18 protein-coding genes are annotated in these 17,874 nt (G+C 60.1%); 7 read left to right on the top strand and 11 right to left on the bottom strand.

What is annotated here, in order from left to right:
• Positions 1–285: 285 nt before the first annotated feature.
• The 11 genes from urtA to cbiE form a co-directional block, all read right to left on the bottom strand.
• A complete protein-coding gene (gene urtA / locus ACM6IN_RS21000; protein ID WP_007914554.1) occupies positions 286–1,551 on the bottom strand; it encodes an urea ABC transporter substrate-binding protein in 1,266 nt (421 codons plus the stop codon).
• A 256-nt stretch (positions 1,552–1,807) separates the two neighbouring features.
• A complete protein-coding gene (locus tag ACM6IN_RS20995; RefSeq protein WP_414916649.1) occupies positions 1,808–3,187 on the bottom strand; it encodes a PepSY-associated TM helix domain-containing protein in 1,380 nt (459 codons plus the stop codon).
• Positions 3,188–3,288: 101 nt separating this feature from the next.
• A complete protein-coding gene (locus tag ACM6IN_RS20990; RefSeq protein ID WP_414916648.1) occupies positions 3,289–5,409 on the bottom strand; it encodes a TonB-dependent copper receptor in 2,121 nt (706 codons plus the stop codon).
• 84 nt (positions 5,410–5,493) lie between these two features.
• Positions 5,494–5,940, bottom strand: coding sequence for a DUF2946 domain-containing protein (locus ACM6IN_RS20985; RefSeq protein ID WP_414916647.1), 447 nt, complete (start codon positions 5,938–5,940; stop codon positions 5,494–5,496).
• Positions 5,941–5,961: 21 nt separating this feature from the next.
• Positions 5,962–6,441: a copper chaperone PCu(A)C gene (locus tag ACM6IN_RS20980; protein WP_007914562.1), complete on the bottom strand. Its 480-nt coding sequence runs from the start codon at positions 6,439–6,441 to the stop codon at positions 5,962–5,964.
• A 48-nt stretch (positions 6,442–6,489) separates the two neighbouring features.
• A complete protein-coding gene (locus tag ACM6IN_RS20975) occupies positions 6,490–6,888 on the bottom strand; it encodes a DUF2946 domain-containing protein (RefSeq protein WP_007914565.1) in 399 nt (132 codons plus the stop codon).
• 97 nt (positions 6,889–6,985) lie between these two features.
• Positions 6,986–7,276: an addiction module antidote protein gene (locus tag ACM6IN_RS20970; RefSeq protein ID WP_007914567.1), complete on the bottom strand. Its 291-nt coding sequence runs from the start codon at positions 7,274–7,276 to the stop codon at positions 6,986–6,988.
• 3 nt (positions 7,277–7,279) lie between these two features.
• A complete protein-coding gene (locus ACM6IN_RS20965; RefSeq protein WP_122606498.1) occupies positions 7,280–7,582 on the bottom strand; it encodes a type II toxin-antitoxin system RelE/ParE family toxin in 303 nt (100 codons plus the stop codon).
• A gap of 159 nt (positions 7,583–7,741) precedes the next feature.
• Positions 7,742–8,470 carry a cobalt-precorrin-6A reductase gene (locus tag ACM6IN_RS20960; protein WP_414916646.1) on the bottom strand — a complete coding sequence of 243 codons (729 nt, stop codon included), beginning with the start codon at positions 8,468–8,470 and terminating at the stop codon, positions 7,742–7,744.
• Positions 8,467–9,564: a cobalt-precorrin-5B (C(1))-methyltransferase gene (locus tag ACM6IN_RS20955; protein ID WP_414916645.1), complete on the bottom strand. Its 1,098-nt coding sequence runs from the start codon at positions 9,562–9,564 to the stop codon at positions 8,467–8,469. Before ACM6IN_RS20955 ends, ACM6IN_RS20960 begins: the two co-directional genes overlap by 4 nt.
• Entirely contained in the window at positions 9,557–10,768 is a 1,212-nt protein-coding gene (cbiE, locus tag ACM6IN_RS20950) for a precorrin-6y C5,15-methyltransferase (decarboxylating) subunit CbiE (protein WP_414916702.1), read from the bottom strand. The genes ACM6IN_RS20955 and cbiE overlap by 8 nt, the downstream gene beginning before the upstream one ends.
• A gap of 227 nt (positions 10,769–10,995) precedes the next feature.
• On the opposite strand from cbiE, the gene ACM6IN_RS20945 reads away from it, so the two are divergent.
• The 7 genes from ACM6IN_RS20945 (at position 10,996) to cobJ (ending at position 17,826) form a co-directional block, all read left to right on the top strand.
• Positions 10,996–11,661, top strand: coding sequence for a hypothetical protein (locus ACM6IN_RS20945; protein WP_414916644.1), 666 nt, complete (start codon positions 10,996–10,998; stop codon positions 11,659–11,661).
• Positions 11,662–11,805: 144 nt separating this feature from the next.
• Positions 11,806–12,624: a hypothetical protein gene (locus tag ACM6IN_RS20940; RefSeq protein WP_414916643.1), complete on the top strand. Its 819-nt coding sequence runs from the start codon at positions 11,806–11,808 to the stop codon at positions 12,622–12,624.
• Between the two features lie 50 nt (positions 12,625–12,674).
• Positions 12,675–13,331, top strand: coding sequence for a hypothetical protein (locus ACM6IN_RS20935; RefSeq protein WP_414916642.1), 657 nt, complete (start codon positions 12,675–12,677; stop codon positions 13,329–13,331).
• A 146-nt stretch (positions 13,332–13,477) separates the two neighbouring features.
• Complete coding sequence (gene cobG, locus ACM6IN_RS20930; protein WP_414916641.1) at positions 13,478–14,776, top strand: precorrin-3B synthase; 1,299 nt, start codon at positions 13,478–13,480, stop codon at positions 14,774–14,776.
• Positions 14,769–15,395 carry a precorrin-8X methylmutase gene (locus tag ACM6IN_RS20925; protein ID WP_007914573.1) on the top strand — a complete coding sequence of 209 codons (627 nt, stop codon included), beginning with the start codon at positions 14,769–14,771 and terminating at the stop codon, positions 15,393–15,395. Before cobG ends, ACM6IN_RS20925 begins: the two co-directional genes overlap by 8 nt.
• Positions 15,392–16,126: a precorrin-2 C(20)-methyltransferase gene (locus tag ACM6IN_RS20920; protein ID WP_007914574.1), complete on the top strand. Its 735-nt coding sequence runs from the start codon at positions 15,392–15,394 to the stop codon at positions 16,124–16,126. Before ACM6IN_RS20925 ends, ACM6IN_RS20920 begins: the two co-directional genes overlap by 4 nt.
• Positions 16,126–17,826, top strand: a complete 1,701-nt coding sequence (cobJ, locus tag ACM6IN_RS20915) for a precorrin-3B C(17)-methyltransferase (protein WP_414916640.1) — start codon at positions 16,126–16,128, stop codon at positions 17,824–17,826. Before ACM6IN_RS20920 ends, cobJ begins: the two co-directional genes overlap by 1 nt.
• The last annotated feature ends 48 nt before the right edge of the window (positions 17,827–17,874 follow it).

The following is a 17,874-nucleotide window of genomic DNA, read 5'->3' as shown; positions in this document are numbered from 1 at the left end:
AGGGAGAGGGGACTGACCGAGGTGTCTGGACGATGTGCTGCGACCTGCGAATTCGAGTCGAACTCAGGCTTTGAAAAGCATGAAGATCGGCTCCCTTTCCCCCTCTCCCTCTTGAAATTGAGGGGACTGACCGAGGTGTTTGAACGATGTGCTGCGACCTGCGAATTCGAGCCGAACTCAGGCTTTGAAAGGCATGAAGATCGGCTCCCTTTCCCCCTCTCCCTGAGGGAGAGGGCTGGGGTGAGGGGGGGGAATCTAAAGCCCGCCTCAAAAACTGAATCCGCCTCAGTTGCTCTTCACCGCATAATCCGGCTTCTTGTCGTTGCCCTGAATGAACGGGCTCCACGGTTGCGCACGGATCGGCCCTTCGGTCTGCCACACCACGTTGAACTGACCATCAGCCTGAATCTCGCCGATCATCACCGGTTTGTGCAGGTGGTGATTGGTCTTGTCCATGGTCAGCGTGTAACCCGACGGCGCGGCAAAGGTCTGGCCGGCGAGGGCTTCGCGGACTTTGTCGACGTCGGTGGATTTGGCTTTTTCCACCGCCTGCGCCCACATATGAATGCCGACATAAGTGGCTTCCATCGGGTCGTTGGTCACGGCTTTGTCGGCGCCCGGCAGGTTGTGTTTCTTCGCGTAGGCCTTCCAGTCAGCGACGAATTTCTTGTTCTGCGGGTTCTCCACCGACTCGAAGTAGTTCCACGCCGCGAGGTTGCCCACCAGCGGTTTGGTGTCGATGCCGCGCAGTTCTTCTTCGCCGACCGAGAACGCTACAACCGGTACGTCGGTGGCTTTCAGACCCTGGTTGGCCAGCTCTTTATAGAACGGCACGTTGGAGTCGCCGTTGACGGTCGAGATGACCGCAGTCTTGCCACCGGCGGAGAATTTTTTGATGTTGGCAACAATGGTCTGATAGTCGCTGTGGCCGAACGGCGTGTAGACCTCTTCGATGTCTTTGTCGGCGACGCCTTTGGAGTGCAGGAACGAGCGCAGGATCTTGTTGGTGGTGCGTGGGTAGACGTAGTCGGTGCCGAGCAGGAAGTAGCGTTTGGCGCTGCCACCTTCTTCGCTCATCAGATATTCAACCGCCGGGATCGCCTGCTGGTTTGGCGCGGCGCCGGTGTAGAAGACGTTCGGCGACATCTCTTCGCCTTCGTATTGCACCGGATAGAACAACAGGCCATTGAGCTCTTCGAACACCGGCAATACCGATTTGCGCGACACCGAGGTCCAGCAGCCGAACACCACGGCGACCTTGTCCTGGGTCAGCAACTGCCGGCCCTTTTCGGCGAACAGCGGCCAGTTCGACGCGGGGTCGACCACCACCGGCTCAAGCATCTTGCCGTTCACACCGCCCTTGGCGTTGATCTCGTCGATGGTCATCAGCGCCATGTCTTTGAGCGACGTTTCGGAGATCGCCATGGTGCCGGACAACGAATGCAGAATCCCGACCTTGATGGTCTCGGCGGCCTGGACAGTCCAGGTCATGCCCATCGCGGCAATGGATGCCGTGAGTGTGAAAGCCTTGATCAAACTGCGACGCTTCATTGTGCGATCTCCATGAACGTTTGAAGTTTTTTTTGGTTGGCAGATGCGAACGACTGAAGGGTGTTTTGCAAGGGCTGTGCCCGGTCGGGTTTTGGCAAGAAAATGTCGTGTTAGAGCGGTTGACTGCATGGCGCATGCACCACGAAGGAACGCCCATGGCGCGTTGGTGCAGGCTGCCGCGCCAGATTGGGGCGCAAAAAAAACCCGTGCAGGTGACCCTGCACGGGATTGGCGTTGAAGAAGATCGAGTGCGGGTTCAGGAAGAAGTCGAGGCAGACCCGGTTGGTCGGTTCATCCGCGCCAGCAGCAATCGATCCAGCAACCACACCACCACCAGCGAAGCCCCCACCAGCGGAAACACCACCGCCAGCGCCAACATGATCACCACGCCGGTTTTCCATTTCGGCAGGTCATGACGCAGCGGCGGCACACCCAATTTGCCTTGCGGCCGACGCTTCCACCAGATCACTACACCGCTGACGGCACTGAGCAGAATCATCAGGCAGATCAGCAGCACGACGATCTGGTTGACGGTGCCGAACATTTTGCCTTCGTGAAGCATCACGCCGATTTCCGTGGCGCGGGCGACGCTGCCGTACTGCTCGAAACGCACATCGGCGAGCACTTTGCCGGTGTATTGATCGACGTGCAGGGTCGCATCGTTGCGCGGGTCATCGGCGAACACAGCGATGGTGAACACGCCGGTGGCAGTGGTCGGCAGGGTGATGCTGTAGCCCGGCTCGACTTTGCGCTGGGTGGCGATGTTTTGCACGTCTTGCAGGCTGATGGCGGGTGCTGCGGGGCCAGCGTTGGTGGCGCCGTGGTTCATGTGTTCGGCGTGATCGCCGGACATCGGCATCGGCGTGTTTTCCATCGCCCAAGGCACGGTCTGGCGGGTGGCGCTGTTAAGGGTTCGAGCCTCGACGTCGGAGGTCGGCACGTTGTCCCACATCGCCGCCGGGAACACGTTCCACACCTGCGCGTATTGCTTGCCCCAGAAGCCGGTCCAGGTCATGCCACTGAGCAACATCACCAGCAGCAAGGTCGCGCCCCAGAACCCGGTGACCGCGTGCAGGTCACGCCACAACACGCGACCGCGACTGTTCAACCGCGGCCACAGAATCCCCGCGGCCTGACCGCGCGGCCACCACAGGAACAGGCCGGACACCACCAGCACCACGCCCCAACCGGCGGCCATTTCGATAAGGCGGTCACCGACGGTGCCGATCATCAATTCGCCGTGGATCGCCCGGGCAATGGCCTGCAGGTTTTGCTTGGCATCCTGTTCGCCAAGGATGTCGCCGTGGTACGGATCGACGAAGATGTTGAGTTCCTGGCCGGCGTTTTTCACCACAAACTGTGCGCTGCGTTCGGCGTTCACTGGCGGCAGGTACTGGGTGACCTGGCCTTGCGGATAGGCACTTTTCACTCGTTGCAGCAGGTCATCGGCCGGGACAGTGTGATGCCCTGCGGGGACGTTGAGCAGGCTGCTGTACATCAGCGAATCGAGTTGCGGTTTGAACAGGTAAATGATGCCGGTCAGGGCCAGCATCACCATGAAGGGGGCGACGAAGAGACCGGCGTAAAAATGCCAACGCCAGGCCAGGTTGTAGAAATTCGGTTTGGGCTGTTTCATCACGTGTGCTCCGCTGGGCGAATTTTTCTAGATCAAGAGATCGCAGCCTTCGGCAGCTCCTACAGGGGTACATGCGGGCTGCGATCTTTTGACTTTTCTTGTTAGAAACTCATGTCGACCTTGGTCCAGAGCGTGCGCCCCGGCTCATTGATCGCTTGCTGGTCATTGGCCGGGTAGCCGAACCCGGCGTTGCCCGCCAGGTTCAGGTGTTCGGCGTAAGCTTTGCCGAACAGGTTGTCGACGCCGCTGCTGACCTTCCAGTTCTTGTTGATCCGATAGGCACCGTTGAGTGAGAACACGCCGAAGCCCGAACTCTTGTCGTAATCCTTGCCGACCACGTTGCCCTTGTTCTGGTCGATACGGTTCTGCGCGGCAACCACCCTCCACAGTGCGCCGGCGCTCCAGTTGTCTTCGCTATAGGTCAGACCGAAGCGTGCATCCAGTGGCGGCATTTGCGGCAGGGCCGTGCCGTCGCTGCTGTTCTTGCCCCAGGCGTAGGCCAGGGTCGCATCGGCTTTCCAGTTATCGGTGAGTTTGTACGCGGCACCGAGTTCACCGCCCATGATTCGCGCGTCGATGTTCTCGGCGCGCGAGGTGCTCATGCCCATCATTCCCGGGGAGTAGTCGAAGAGGATGTAATCGCGGACTACACCGATGTAACCCGAGGCCCAGGCTTCGAGGTCGGCGCGCTTGTAGTTCACGCCGAAGTCGAACTGGGTGGTCTTCTCCGGTTTGATCGAATCGAACGCGTTGACCGATCCCGCCGGGCCGGACTTGGGCGAAAACAGCTCCCAGTAATCCGGGAAGCGTTGCGCGTGGCCGAGGCCTGCATAGAGCGTGGTCGGGCTGTCGGCGAGGTCATGCTCGTAACGGACGAAACCGCTCGGCAGGGTATCGGCACGGGTGTCGTCGGCGGTCGGGTTCGGGCGAGTCATCATGCCCGAGCCGGTGGTTTGCCGGTAATCCTTGGCCGAAGCGCGGTCGACGCGGGCGCCAGTGATCAGGCGATCACGGTCGGCGGCGTACCAGGTCATTTCGCTGAACACGCCGTAGTTATGGAAATCGGCGTCCTTGCTGTACGGCTGATCCTTGTAGGTGTCGATGCCCATGCCGCTGCGCTGGCGGTGCTCGTTGGTCTGCGCGTCGAGGCCGGTGATCAACTGAATATCAGCCCAGCGCCAGGTCGCTTTGATCCGCGCGCCGAGGGTGCGGCGGTCGACATTGGACGCCATCGGCCCCGCCATCATGCCGGTGCCGGACGGCGTGCGCAGGGTGTAGTTGTCCATAACGTGGTCAGCGTAGTTGTAGTAGATCTGCGCTTCGAGTTTCTCCAGCACGTCCGTGATATTGGATTTTTCGAAACGCAAACCGAGGCTCTCGCGCAGGAACTGCGAGCCGTCCATGCCGCGTCCGGCGTAGCGCGCTTCGCCATCGCCCTTGCCGGCGGTGAGTTCGATCAGAGTGTCGGCGTCCGGGGTCCAGCCGACCGCAATGTCGCCGTTCCACTTGTCGTAGCGCGAGGCGACGATGTCGTTGTTGCCGTCGCGGTAGTCGTCGGAATGCGCGGTGTTGCCGATTACTCGCACGTAGCCCAACGGGCCACCGGCAGCGGCGTCGACAACCTTGTCAAAACGTCCGTGGGAGCCAGTCAGAATGCTTGCGTTCACGCGGGTGCCGAGTTCGCCGAAGCTCTCTGGCTCACGGTCGAACAGCACGGTGCCGGCCGAGGCGCCCGGCCCCCACAGCACAGTTTGCGGGCCTTTGATCACGGTGAGTTTGTCGTAGGTTTCCGGCGAGATGTACGAAGTCGGCGCGTCCATCCGGCCCGGGCAGGCACCGAGCATCATGCTGCCGTTGGTGAGAATGTTCAGGCGTGAGCCGAACATGCCCCGCAGCACCGGATCGCCGTTGGTGCCGCCATTGCGTACCAGTGCGAAGCCCGGAATGGTTTTCAGATAATCGCCGCCGTCACTGGCCGGCACTGGTTGGCGTGGATCTTTTGGATTGGTGACGATGGTCAGCGGCGAGCTCGGGGCGATTGCGGTAATCACCGTCGGGCTGAGTTCTTCGTTGTGCGCGGCGTGATCATCGGCCAGCACCAGCGGGGACAGCAGAACGCCGCAAAGGACGGCGGTAGCGTGCCTGAAACGAACCCGCGATTCGTTCAGAGCGAAGGACGCCGGGGCAGAACCCAAGCGTGGAACAGCAGTAAACCTGGACATGACAATTTCCATCAAACAGTCGTAAACGACACGGCCGGCAGCCTGAAGCTGTCTTCTCCACCGTGTGCAATCAAAGGTGCGTGTTTACGTGGCGATGGGTGGGGCGCGGCTGCGGGCGCCGGGGAAGAAGGTCTGCCGGGCGTGGCCCAGGCGTGGGGAGGGTGGGGTGAAGGTGTTCAGCGGCGGGATGTTGAAGGCGACGAAATCACCGCCGCCGGTCAGTGCCGGGCAATTGAACAGCAGGCTGCAATAACCGCACTTTTCCCACAACACGTGGTGCGAGGATTGCGGTGGGCAGTGTTCGGCGCTGGGCTTTGCATCATGGCCGCTGTGATCCATGCCCGGCATGCCCATCGACATGTCCATGCTCATCGGCATCGATGTCGAGACGTGTTGATCCATCGGCATCGACTGAGAAATCAGTGGGCCGATGAAGATCATCAACATGGCGAACAGGGCGATCCAGCTGCCGCGAGTCAGGTGTTGAGTCTGACGGCGTTGCCGGGAGGGCCTGGCGCTCTGCGGGCGCATGGGCGGAGTCTGCCGGAAGGCTTACTGGGCGTGCGCGTGGGCCTGCGTGGTTTCCGGCGGTTTCTTCTGCACCGAGACGTCGACGGTGACGTCACCGGCCTTCTCGAAATGCATCGTCAGCGGGAAGCGCTTGCCGTCGCTGAGCAGGCTGCGATCGGTCGGGTTGAGCAGCATCACGTGATAGGCCATCGGCGCGAATGTCACGTTGCCGCCGGCCGGAATGGCCACACTCGGCACCTGCTGCATCTTCATCAGATCGCCCTGCATGACGTGTTCGTGCAGTTGCGCTTCCGGGGCGATGGGCGAGTCGACGCTGAGCAGGCGATCGTCCGTCTTGCCGGCGTTGTGAATGATGAAATAGGCAGCAACGGTCGGCGCATTTGGCGGCAACTCTTGCGACCACGGATGGGCGATCTCAAGTTCGCCCACCTTGTATTCGTGGGCATGAGCAAAGCACGCCGGCAACAGCAGCGCAGCGACGACGATGAGTTTGTTCAACATGGCAGTTCTCCAGAACGATTTGAAACGCAGGTCAATTGCGCGAACAAATCAAACCAGAGGGGAGGCGCGGGGATTGAGACTCGGCCATTGCTGGCGCGGCGTGGGTGTTTGCAACGAGGCGGGCGCCACACTGCGATTGCTTTCATAACGGGCGAAGTAAAGCTGCGGCGAATGCCCCGGCAACGCCACCAACGGCGCCGAGCCCGAGCAGCACCAGCAATGCTGCATGTTCGAATGAGTGTCGTTGCTCGGGGCCTTCTGATCGGTGGCGCCGATGTTGATCGCCACCATCTTGGTCCCGCTGCCGGTGCAGAAACTGCTCCAGAGCAACTGTTCGGCCGGTGAATTGGCCGCCTGCGCCATCGCTCCCGTCATCGGCATGGCGAGCATGTTGAACAGCACTGCAAAGCAGGCGATCCAGGCAATTGCTAGCCGGTGTCGGTTCATGGGACAGATCCATTGGGTGGGCGATCAGGCGCGGCTATTTAGCCTGATCAGGGCGGATAAGTAAAAAAGCGTCGTGCGGTTTGGTGTCGCAGCGCGTTCACAGTGTTACGGCATGCAATCGCAAACCCAGAGCCTTCATGACTTTCATGATAGTTGCGAATTCGGGATTGCCAGTGCTACTCAGCGCTTTATAAAGACTTTCGCGGCCCAAACCTGCATCCCGCGCCACTTGTGTCATGCCTTGAGCCCGGGCGATGTCATTGAGCGCTGCACGGATAAGGACGCCGTCGCCTTCATCGTCGTCAAAACAGGCATCCAGATACGCCGCCATGTCCTCGGGAGTTTTGAGGTACTCGGCGGCGTCAAAACGGGCGAATTCTTCGGTCATGATTTACTCCTCATTTCCGATGTTATGAGCCATCTGCACGGCGCGTTTGATATCTCTTTTTTGTGTCGATTTGTCGCCCCCGATCAGCAGTAGATAAATCACTTCGCCTTTGCGTGTGAAGTACATCCTGTAACCGGGGCCGTAATGAACACGCATTTCATAAACAGTGTCACCGACGAACCCGCAATCACCGAAGTTGCCATTTTCGGCTGTTTTAATTCTGGAGATGATTCGGCCTTTCCCTTTGATGTCTTTCAAGGAGTCGAGCCATTCGGAAAATATGCGGGATCGTTCAAAAGCGATCATGTCGGGATCGTATTCCTTGGGATACAAGCTGGCAAGCCGCTTTTCTTGGCTGTCTGCTTGTCGGGATTAAAGGAACCGAAGTATTGGGGTGAGGATGTAGTGAAAAACAGTCGGCTGCGTCCTCAAAAATTGCAGGTAAATTCGCAAATAAATTCGAAGTCAGGAAAAGTCTGACGTCGTCAGGGCTTCAAGGACTTCAGACGCTGATCGAAATTCCCGATCAACCTCTGGCAACCCCGGACGCTTCAACACAATCACCGGCACCCCACGTTCACGCGCCACTTCCAGCTTCGGCTCGGTGGCGGTGCTGCCGCTGTTCTTGCTGATCAACACATCGATCTGCCGCCGCTCGAACAGTGCGCGCTCATCCCCAAGCAGAAACGGCCCACGCGCACCGATCACTTCGCAGCGTTCATTGCCCGGGTAAACGTCGAGGGCGCGCAGGGTCCAGAACTGGTCGGCGGGGATTTCATCGAGGTGTTGCAGCGGTTCGCGGCCGAGGGTGAACAGCGGTCGGCGAAACGGCTTGAGGGCAGCGATCAACTCGTCCCAGTCGCTGACTTCGCGCCAGTCATCACCGGACTGCGGTTGCCATGCCGGACGGCGCAAAGCCCAGCAGGGGATGTCGGTCCGGAGTGCGGCGGTCGCGGCGTTCTGGCTGATCTGGGCGGCATAGGGATGCGTGGCGTCGAGCAATAGGTCGATGCCTTCGTCACGAATGAATTGCGCCAGACCTTCAGCGCCCCCGTAGCCACCGACGCGCACCTGACAGGTCAGGTCGGTCGGTACTCGGCCAACGCCAGCGAGGCTATAGATATGTTCTGGCCCCAGCGTGCGAGCAATTGCCAGCGCTTCCGTGACGCCGCCGAGCAGCAAAATTCGTTTCATGCAAAACCTCCGGCATGCCCGACAATGCCGCCCTGACGATCAATCGCAAACACCTCGACCTGCACCTGCGCCGGCACCACGCTGCGGGCGAAATTCAACGCATGGCGGCAGACTTCATCACCGAGGGCGATCCCCGCCGCACTGGCCATGGCCAATGCCTGCTGGCTGGTATTGGCTTCACGAATGCCTTGCTGCAAAGCCTCATCGGCGCCAATCGCCGCGGCCCAGTCTGCCAGTTGCGGCAGGTCGATGCTCGAATGCCGCGAATGCAGATCCATGTGCCCGGCGGCCAGTTTACTGATCTTGCCGAAGCCGCCGCACAGGCTGAGTTTATCCACAGGCACTTTGCGCAGATGCTTGAGCACCGCACCAACGAAGTCACCCATTTCGATCAGGGCGATTTCCGGCAGATTGTAGACCCGACGCATGGTGTCTTCGCTGGCGTTGCCGGTGCAGGCGGCGATGTGCAGATACCCGTTGGTCTTGGCGACGTCGATACCCTGATGAATCGAAGCGATGTAAGCCGCACAGGAAAACGGCCGGACGATGCCGCTGGTGCCGAGGATCGATAATCCACCGAGAATGCCCAGCCGTGGGTTCATGGTTTTCAGCGCCAGCGCTTCGCCGCCCTCGACATTGACAGTGACGTCGAAGCCGCCGCCGTAGCCGGTCTCGGCGGCGAGCAGGCTCAGATGATCGCTGATCATCTTGCGCGGCACCGGGTTGATTGCCGGCTCACCAACGCCGAGCACCAGCCCCGGCCGAGTCACGGTGCCCACGCCGGCACCGGCATTGAAGCGAATTCCCGGCTCACTCAGCAGCCGCACCCGCGAGTAGAGCAGCGCACCGTGGGTCACGTCGGGATCGTCACCGGCATCCTTGATCGTCCCGGCCTCGGCGCCGTCGTCGGTCAAACGACAGAACTCCAGGCGCATCTGCACCTGTTTGCCCTTCGGCAACACGATCTGCACTGCATCGGCGGACAGCCCGCCGAGCAGCAGGCGTGCGGCGGCAAGGCTGGTGGCGGTGGCGCAGCTGCCGGTGGTCAGGCCGCTGCGCAGGGGTGCAGGTTGTTCGGCGGTTTCGTCACGCATCGAGGGGTTTGACCAGATCGAGCAGAGTGATTGGCAGCGCCTGGCGCCAGGTATCGAACTCGCCGAGCGGCTGCGCCTGGGCGACATGAATGCGCGTCAGCTCGCCACCGAAGCGCTCGCGCCAATTCATCAGGGCCACTTCGCTTTGCAGCGTCACTGCGTTGGCGACCAGACGGCCACCGGGTTTGAGCTGTTCCCAGCAGGTTTCGAACACGCCCTCACGGGTGACGCCGCCACCGATGAAAATAGCATCCGGGCGTTCCAGTCCGGCCAGTGCCTGCGGTGCCTTGGCGCGAATCAACTGCAAACCGGGCACGCCTAACGCATCGCGATTCTGTTCGATCAACTGTTGACGGCCATCATCGGCTTCAATGGCCAGCGCCCGGCAACTTGGATGAGCACGCATCCATTCGATGCCGATCGAACCGCTGCCCGCCCCGACGTCCCAAAGCAACTCGCCGGGTGTCGGGGCGAGGCGGGCGAGGGTGATGGCGCGCACGTCGCGTTTGGTCAGTTGGCCGTCATGTTTGAACGCCGAGTCGGGCAGTCCGGCAAGACGCGACAAACGTGGCGTGTTGGTGTCGGCGAGGCATTCGATGGCGATCACGTTGAGGTCGGCAGTCGAGGCAAGACTCCAGTCGTTGGCGCTGGCGTCGATCCGCTGCTCGGCGCCACCACCCAAGTGTTCGAATACGCTCATGCGGCTCCAGCCAAAGCCGCGATCGCGCAGCAATTGCGCAACCGCCGCCGGGCTCTGGCCGTCATTACTGAGCACCAACAAGCGTACGCCGCTGAACAACTGCGCATTGATCGCTGCCAGTGGGCGCGCCACCAACGACACAATGCTCACCTCCTGCAACGGCCAGCCCAGCCTTGCAGCCGCCAGTGAGCAGGACGAAGGTGCGGGCAGAATCAGCATTTCATCGCTGGGCACCTGCCGCGCCAGGCTAGCACCGACGCCGTAGAACATCGGATCGCCGCTGGCCAATACACAAACCGCTTCGCCGCGTTGTTCCAACACCGGGGCCAATGAAAACGGGCTAGGCCACAGTTGGCGTTCGCCGCGAATGCACACCGGCAGCAAATCCAGCTGACGCTGGCCCCCGATAATCCGCGAGGCGTCCATCAGAGCGCGTCGAGCATTTTTACCAAGGCCTTTAAAGCCGTCTTCAGCGATGCCTACAACCGTCAGCCAAGGGGCCATACCTTCCTCAATCGTGCGCTTGCCATTATCCGGCGACATGATAGCGCGATGGCTGCCAACTGACCGCTTGAAATCTTTTAATTGTTGATCGGACACTAATTGTTTTAGTTGCTTTAATTGAAGTTTTTGTGAGGTTGTTATTCTTTCGCGATGAGCTGCTGTTTATAACTGAACAGGCAGTGAGAGTGAGTGCCAGGCAAGGCACTTCAAATTACAGGAGTAGAGAGATGAATGAGATGCAGCAGTTAACAAGTCCGTTGCTTGATGGCGGTGCTTCAGTCGTGATGGGAGGCAATCTACTGACTTTTCTTTCGGGGGTGGCCAGGGAAGATCAGCGGTTCATTAAAGACAGTATGCGCTGGGCGGAATATAGAGCGGATCAGCGCCATAACAGAAAACATGAGTCGGCGGCGTGGTTCGAGTTTTACTCCGGCGTACTGTGGTCCATCGGCTGGGGTTTGGAATACGAACCGGTCATTGTCGCCGACAAGAACTTTTCAGGAAACGTATTGGACACGTGGGCAAAGTCGGTCTCGACGTTGATTAGTCGATCAAAGATTGCCGCAATGAAAGAGACGTTTCAATTGCTTGAGTGTAGTTCCGCTGGAATCGATGCGTTATCAGACAGTACGCGCGCATGGGGAGACTTTCGTTTTTCCCCGGCGCAATACAATGCCCAGAAAGAATTGGAGATTGTGGTCAGCAACGTCCGTTTTTTGCAGGCTGACTGGAGCTCGAATTATCTGTTCTGGACGATACAGCACAGTGGCTCGCAACTTGATATCCAGTCTAGGCGCTTTGCAATAAAACCACGACAGGTGGAAGAGTATCGCGCACGGTTAAGCGCGGCGGTGCTGGAGATGCGTATGACAGAGATTGAACTAACGCGTTGAATTGCTGTTGGGAGATAAGTGTTTTGATTATTGGTGTGAAGCCTGAAATGAATTGAATGGAACGTAAGTTGATTAGTTTTCGCTGGAAGGCTAATTTGGTTTTACGCCAAGACGGCGTTTAGATAACTGCATGGAATCAAAGTAATGAATGAAGTAAATGATCAAGTAATTTCTGCTGCGCAGCGTGTTGCGTTAATTGCTGAGTGCAATGAGTTTGTCGCGGCGCAACCGGTAATACGTGCGCGCACATTCCGTGCGGCCACGGACTTGCCCATTGACAAGGATGAACTGAACGCCGCCATTATGGGGTCGGGTATCGCCGGCTTTGATGCGAGCATGTCCAAGCGCAGCAAGCGTATCGTCAAGCACTCTTACATGTATGCCGACCTGGTTGCCTTGCTCAAGTTTCCGTCGGCCAGTCAGAAAGAACAACGATACAACGAGTTCATGCGACTGATGAAGTTGACCGGATGGTTCGCCTTCAGCCAGCCATATAATCGCTACAGCGCTTCTTCGCAAAAGCTCACCATGGACAATGTTGCATTGAACATTATCCATGCGGCGGTGGGTGCAGCTATTGGCCAAGGCCAGGCAGCATTGAAGGTGCTGTCGACTGTCGCCGATAAGACCATGGATGCGCTGAAGAACGAGCCTGAAGCGTTAAAGCTTTTTGAAAACAACTCGAAGAAAGCCGAAGGTGGCAACTTCTGCATGTCCAGTGCTCTGGAAGATGCCGACGGTGGTATCACCCTGGCCGTTGCAGCGGTGCAATACCTCGCCACTGCGCAGCCGACCAAGGTTCTGTTTATCGAGTGGGCCACTTCTTCGGTTGAAATCTATAACGGTGCGGCCACCATGCATATGGATGAAGAGGACTACTTGATGGTTGAACCGCTGATTGTCAAAGCATTGACCGAGCAGCGTGAAAAAGCACTCAGCTATGAGTTCGGTACAAAGGCCTGAGTTTAAGTAAAGCCAGAGGTGCAAACTTCTGGCTTTCCAGGAAGCAGAATATGAACACAGGATCTAAAACCTTCGTCTGCGCAGGCGCGATCATTCTGCTGGCGGACGAGTTATCCACTGCAGACAGATCCGATAGCCTTGATGCGCTGCTGTATTCTCAAACGGTCGCATCCCATAAAGTTTCCGATGTAAGCGATGTTACAGCATGGACCCACGCTAATAAAATGGCGATGAGGGCCACCGGAGCCTTATTGCTGGACAATCCAGGCGTCAGTCTCCCGCTACCGATGCCTGACAGCTTTACCTTGTTGGAGTTTGCAACCAGACTTTTGCACCACTGGATTCCCGCAACGGTAACTCGCGTGAGCGCCTCGGCGATCGAGTCGCAGTTGAAGCAAGTCTCAGTTGCCGTTGCCAATGAAAGTATCCAGCCGCATATTTTATCGGGGGGAAATTGCATAAGGTTTATGTTGGGCTTTGCTTCTGCCGGGACAACGTTATCGACGGTAATCCTGTCTTTCGAGAGTGCGGAAAGCATCGTCGATAATGTGCTTCATCATCGTTTCAACAGTAAGAGTGTGCAGGGCAACGTGTTTGTCGAAGGCTACCGGGCGCTGATTGATCCCGAAGATTATATTTTTTCCCGGGCCAAGGTTATCTCGCTATTGGGCGAGCGCCGCCAAGAGCAAATCATAGCGTTGTCGTGAAATGACTGCGTGGGCACTGCCCGTCGAACGAGTATCCAGGGATATGTCTTGCAAACCGACGGGCAGACTTTTCATGCCGGTGAACAAAGCAGGCATAATACCGCGCCTTTCCCTCGCTACTGGTTCGCCCCTTGAACGAACGCTTTTTGTCCACTGCCATACGCCCCTCGGCCTGTCCGGGGTTGCTGCGTATCGTCCAGGCGCTGGATGGCGGGATCTGCCGGATCAAGCTCAATGGCGGCTCGATCAGCGCCGAACAGGCAGATGCGGTGGCAACTGCGGCGCAACAGTTCGCCAGCGGGGCGATCGAGGCGACCAACCGCGCCAATCTGCAGATTCGCGGAATCGGCCCGCAATCTGCTGCGCTGATTGATCGTTTGCTCGCCGCCGGCCTCGGCCCGCGCACGGCGGCCGGTGACGATGTGCGCAATCTGATGCTCAGCCCCGCTGCCGGGATCGATCGGCAGATGCATTTCGACACGCGCAGCCTCGCCGGGCAGATCCTCGACACCTTGCAAAATCATCCCCGTTTCCATGAGTTGAGCGCCAAGTTCTCCGTGCAACTCGACGGCGGTGAAGCGTTGGCGATGCTCGAACATCCCCACGACCTGTGGTTGTCGGCGTTCGAGCGTGACGGTGAAACCTTGCTGGCGTTCGGTCTGGCCGGATGCCCAACGGATCGTGCACTGGGCGCGGTGTTGCCGGAGCACGGCCATGCACTTGTGGTGGCGGTACTGGAATTGTTTCTTGAGTTGGCGCGCCCCGAGCAAACGCGCATGCGCCATTTGCTCGACGAGTTGCCGCTCTCGGCGTTTATCGGGCAACTGAGCACGCGCTTGCCGATCAAGCTGATCAGCCATTGGCAGCGCGCGGCTGTTGCGGACGATCTGCACATCGGCGCTCATCCGCAAAATACCTCGGGGCGGGTGTACATCGGTGCAGTGCCGGCGCTGGGCCGTCTCGATCCGGCGATGCTGCGCGGGGCGGCGCAACTGGCCCGTCGGTTCGGCAATGGCAGCCTGCGCTTCACACCTTGGCAAAGCCTGCTGGTGCCTGATGTGCAAGCCAGCGATGCGGCGCAAGTGCTGGAAGGTCTTGAGCAACTGAACCTGCTGACCCGCGCTGCCGAACCCCTTGCACGACTCATCGCCTGCACCGGTTCCAATGGCTGCGGCAAAGGCCTGGCCGACACCAAGCAGGACGCCCGCCTTCTGGCGACGTTGCTGCCTGCTGCCCTCAACATCCACCTCAGTGGTTGCCCGCGCTCGTGCGCCGCCGCCCACTGTGCCCCGGTGACGTTGCTGGCCGTCAATCCCGGTCATTACGACCTCTATTTTCGCGATGCGACGCTGCCGGGTTTCGGCGCGCTGCACGCACGCAACCTTACTATTGAAGCGGTCGCGACCCTGCTCGCCACCCGCTCTCGGAGCCCCCTTGATGCTTGATTACATCCGCGACGGTCAGGAGATTTATCGCAACTCCTTCGCGATCATTCGCAGCGAGGCCAATCTGGCGCGCATCCCGGCCGATCTGGAAAAACTCGCGGTGCGGGTGATCCACGCCTGTGGCATGGTCGAAGCCGTCGACGGCCTGCAATTCTCCGAAGGTGCGGGTAAGGCCGGGCGTGATGCGCTGGCCGCCGGTGCGCCGATCCTCTGCGATGCGCGGATGGTCTCCGAAGGCGTGACCCGTGCACGCCTGCCGGCCAATAACGAAGTGATCTGCACCTTGCGCGACGAGAGCGTGCCGGAGCTGGCTCGCGAGTTGGGCAATACCCGCTCCGCCGCCGCGCTGGAACTCTGGCGTCCGCACCTGGAAGGCAGCGTAGTGGTGATCGGCAACGCACCGACCGCACTCTTCTATCTGTTGGAGATGCTCGACGCCGGGGCACCGAAACCGGCATTGATTCTTGGTTTCCCGGTCGGATTCGTCGGCGCTGCTGAATCGAAAGCCGCGCTGGCCGCCGACAGCCGTGGCGTACCGTTCGTGATCATGCAAGGCCGCCTCGGTGGCAGCGCCATGGCCGCCGCCGCCGTCAATGCCCTCGCCACGGAGATCGAATGATGCAGGCCAAAGGACGTTTGATTGGTCTGGGCGTCGGCCCGGGTGATCCGGAACTGATTACTGTCAAAGCCCTGCGCCTGCTGCGCGAATCGCCGGTGGTGGCGTACTTCGTTGCCAAGGGCAAAAAGGGCAACGCGTTCGGCATCATCGAAGCGCACCTGCAAGACGCACAGAATCTGCTGCCGCTGGTGTACCCGGTGACCACCGAAGTGCTGCCGGCTCCGCTCTCGTATGAACAGGTCATCAGCGATTTCTACGATGAGGCTGCCGAAACCATCGCGGCACATCTGGATGCCGGTCGCGATGTCGCGGTGATCTGTGAAGGTGATCCGTTCTTCTACGGCTCCTACATGTACCTGCACGATCGCCTCGCCAGCCGTTACGAAGCGCAAGTGGTGCCGGGCGTGTGCTCGATGCTCGGCGGCGCTTCGGTGCTGGGCGCGCCGCTGGTGTATCGCAATCAGAGCCTGTCGGTGCTTTCCGGCGTGTTGCCCCATGAAGAGCTGAAGCGACGTCTGGCCGATGCCGACGCGGCGGTGATCATGAAGCTGGGGCGCAACTTCCCCAAGGTGCGTCAGGTGCTGGAAGAACTCGGCTTGGCCGAGCGTGCGCTGTACGTCGAGCGCGCAACCATGGCCAATCAGAAGATCGTGCCGATGGATCAGGTCGAGCCGATGTCTTCGCCGTACTTCTCGCTGATCATCGTGCCGGGCGAACGGTGGCAAGGCTGATGACTCAATCCACGCCAGCCATCGTTATTCTCGGTCAGGGTAGCCTGGCCACCGCACGGCGCATTCAGCAGGTCTATCCGGCGGCGCAGATCCACGGCCTCGCCGGGCGCGTCGAAGGCGCCGATTGCACCTATCAGGAATTCGGCGCGACCCTGCGCGCGCTGTATCAGCAGGACACGCCGATCATTGCCCTGTGCGCGGCCGGCATCGTCATCCGCACGCTGGCGCCGCTGTTGCTGGAAAAGGGCGCCGAGCCGGCAGTGCTCGTGGTGGCCGAAGACGGCAGCGCCGTGGTGCCGCTGTTGGGCGGCCTCGGCGGGGTGAATGTCATGGCGCGGGACATCGCTGCCGGGCTGCAAGTCGCTGCGGCGATCACCACCAGCGGCGAGTTGCGTTTTGGTACGTGCCTGCTCAATCCCCCGAGTGGTTACGCGCTGGGCGATCTGGAACTGGGCAAGCGTTTTGTCTCTGATCTGTTGGCCGGCCACAGCGTGCGCATCGAAGGCGCGGCGCCGTGGCTGGATCAGGCGCAACTGCCGGAAGACCCACAGGCGCAGCGCTCGATTCATATCGGCAGTGCCGCGCGTGAAGCGAGCGCCAGTGAGTTACTGATCTATCCACGCAGCGTGGCGGTGGCGGTGAGTGCCGAAATCGTGGACCTGGCGGATGCCGTTCGCAGTGCGTTGCTGCAGGCGCAAATCGCCGTGCCGTCGCTGGCCTGTCTGCTGGCCAGCGAGACGCAAATGGCTTCGCCACGTTTGCGTGAAGCGGCGCTTGAGCTGGGAGTGCCGCTGCGCTTTGTTGCGGCGCAAAGCGACATCGAAAATCTGGCACGTGCCGCAGTGCCTGAGGCTGCAGTCGTGGTCAGCCACGGCGTGGCAATCGCGGTTGCCGAGCAGCCGTTGGATGTTTCGAACATTGGCCGGCCACGCGGTCGTCTCGCCGTGATCGGCCTCGGCCCCGGCGCTGCCGAGCTGATGGTGCCGGCAGTGAAAGCCGAACTGGCTCGCGCCACCGATGTGCTCGGTTACGAAACCTACGTACGCATGGCCGGGCCGTTTCGCGACGATCAAGTGCAGCACTGCACCGACAACCGCGAAGAAATGCAGCGCGCCCGTCACGCCTTCAGGCTGGCCGCCGAGGGGCGCTCGGTGATTGTCGTGTCGTCGGGTGATCCCGGTGTGTTCGCCATGGCTGCGGCAGTGCTCGAAGCCTTGCACGAGTCCACGGACCCGGCGTGGCACAGCGTTGATCTGGAAATTCTCCCGGGCGTGTCGGCGTCGCTGGCCACCGCTGCACAGGCCGGTGCGCCACTGGGTCATGACTTCTGCGTGATGTCGCTGTCGGACAACCTCAAGCCTTGGTCGATCATCGAAAAACGTCTGGATCTGGCCGCCGAAGCGGATCTGGCGTTGGCGTTCTACAACCCGATCTCGCGCGCGCGGCCATGGCAACTGGGCCGGGCGCTGGAGATTGTCGCCCAGCATCGCGCGCCGCAAACACCAGTGGTGTTGGGCCGCGACATTGGTCGTCCCGGCCAGACTCTGCGCACCACGACACTGGGCGCGTTGACCCCGGAGCAAGTGGACATGCGCACCATGGTGCTGGTTGGTTCTTCGACCACCTGCACGTTTGCGCGTGCCAGCGGCGGTGATTGGGTTTACACGCCGCGCTGGTACGGCGAAAAGCCGCTTTCCTGAGTGCCGAGCCGAGGCAAGTTGTAAATAAGTTGCCTCGGTGTGACATCA

Origin of the sequence: Pseudomonas sp. IT-P395, assembly GCF_949767675.1 — a bacterium.
In the GTDB taxonomy this organism is placed as follows: domain Bacteria; phylum Pseudomonadota; class Gammaproteobacteria; order Pseudomonadales; family Pseudomonadaceae; genus Aquipseudomonas.
Note: the sequence above shows the minus strand (reverse complement) of the source record. Positions and strands in the feature narration are given on the sequence as shown.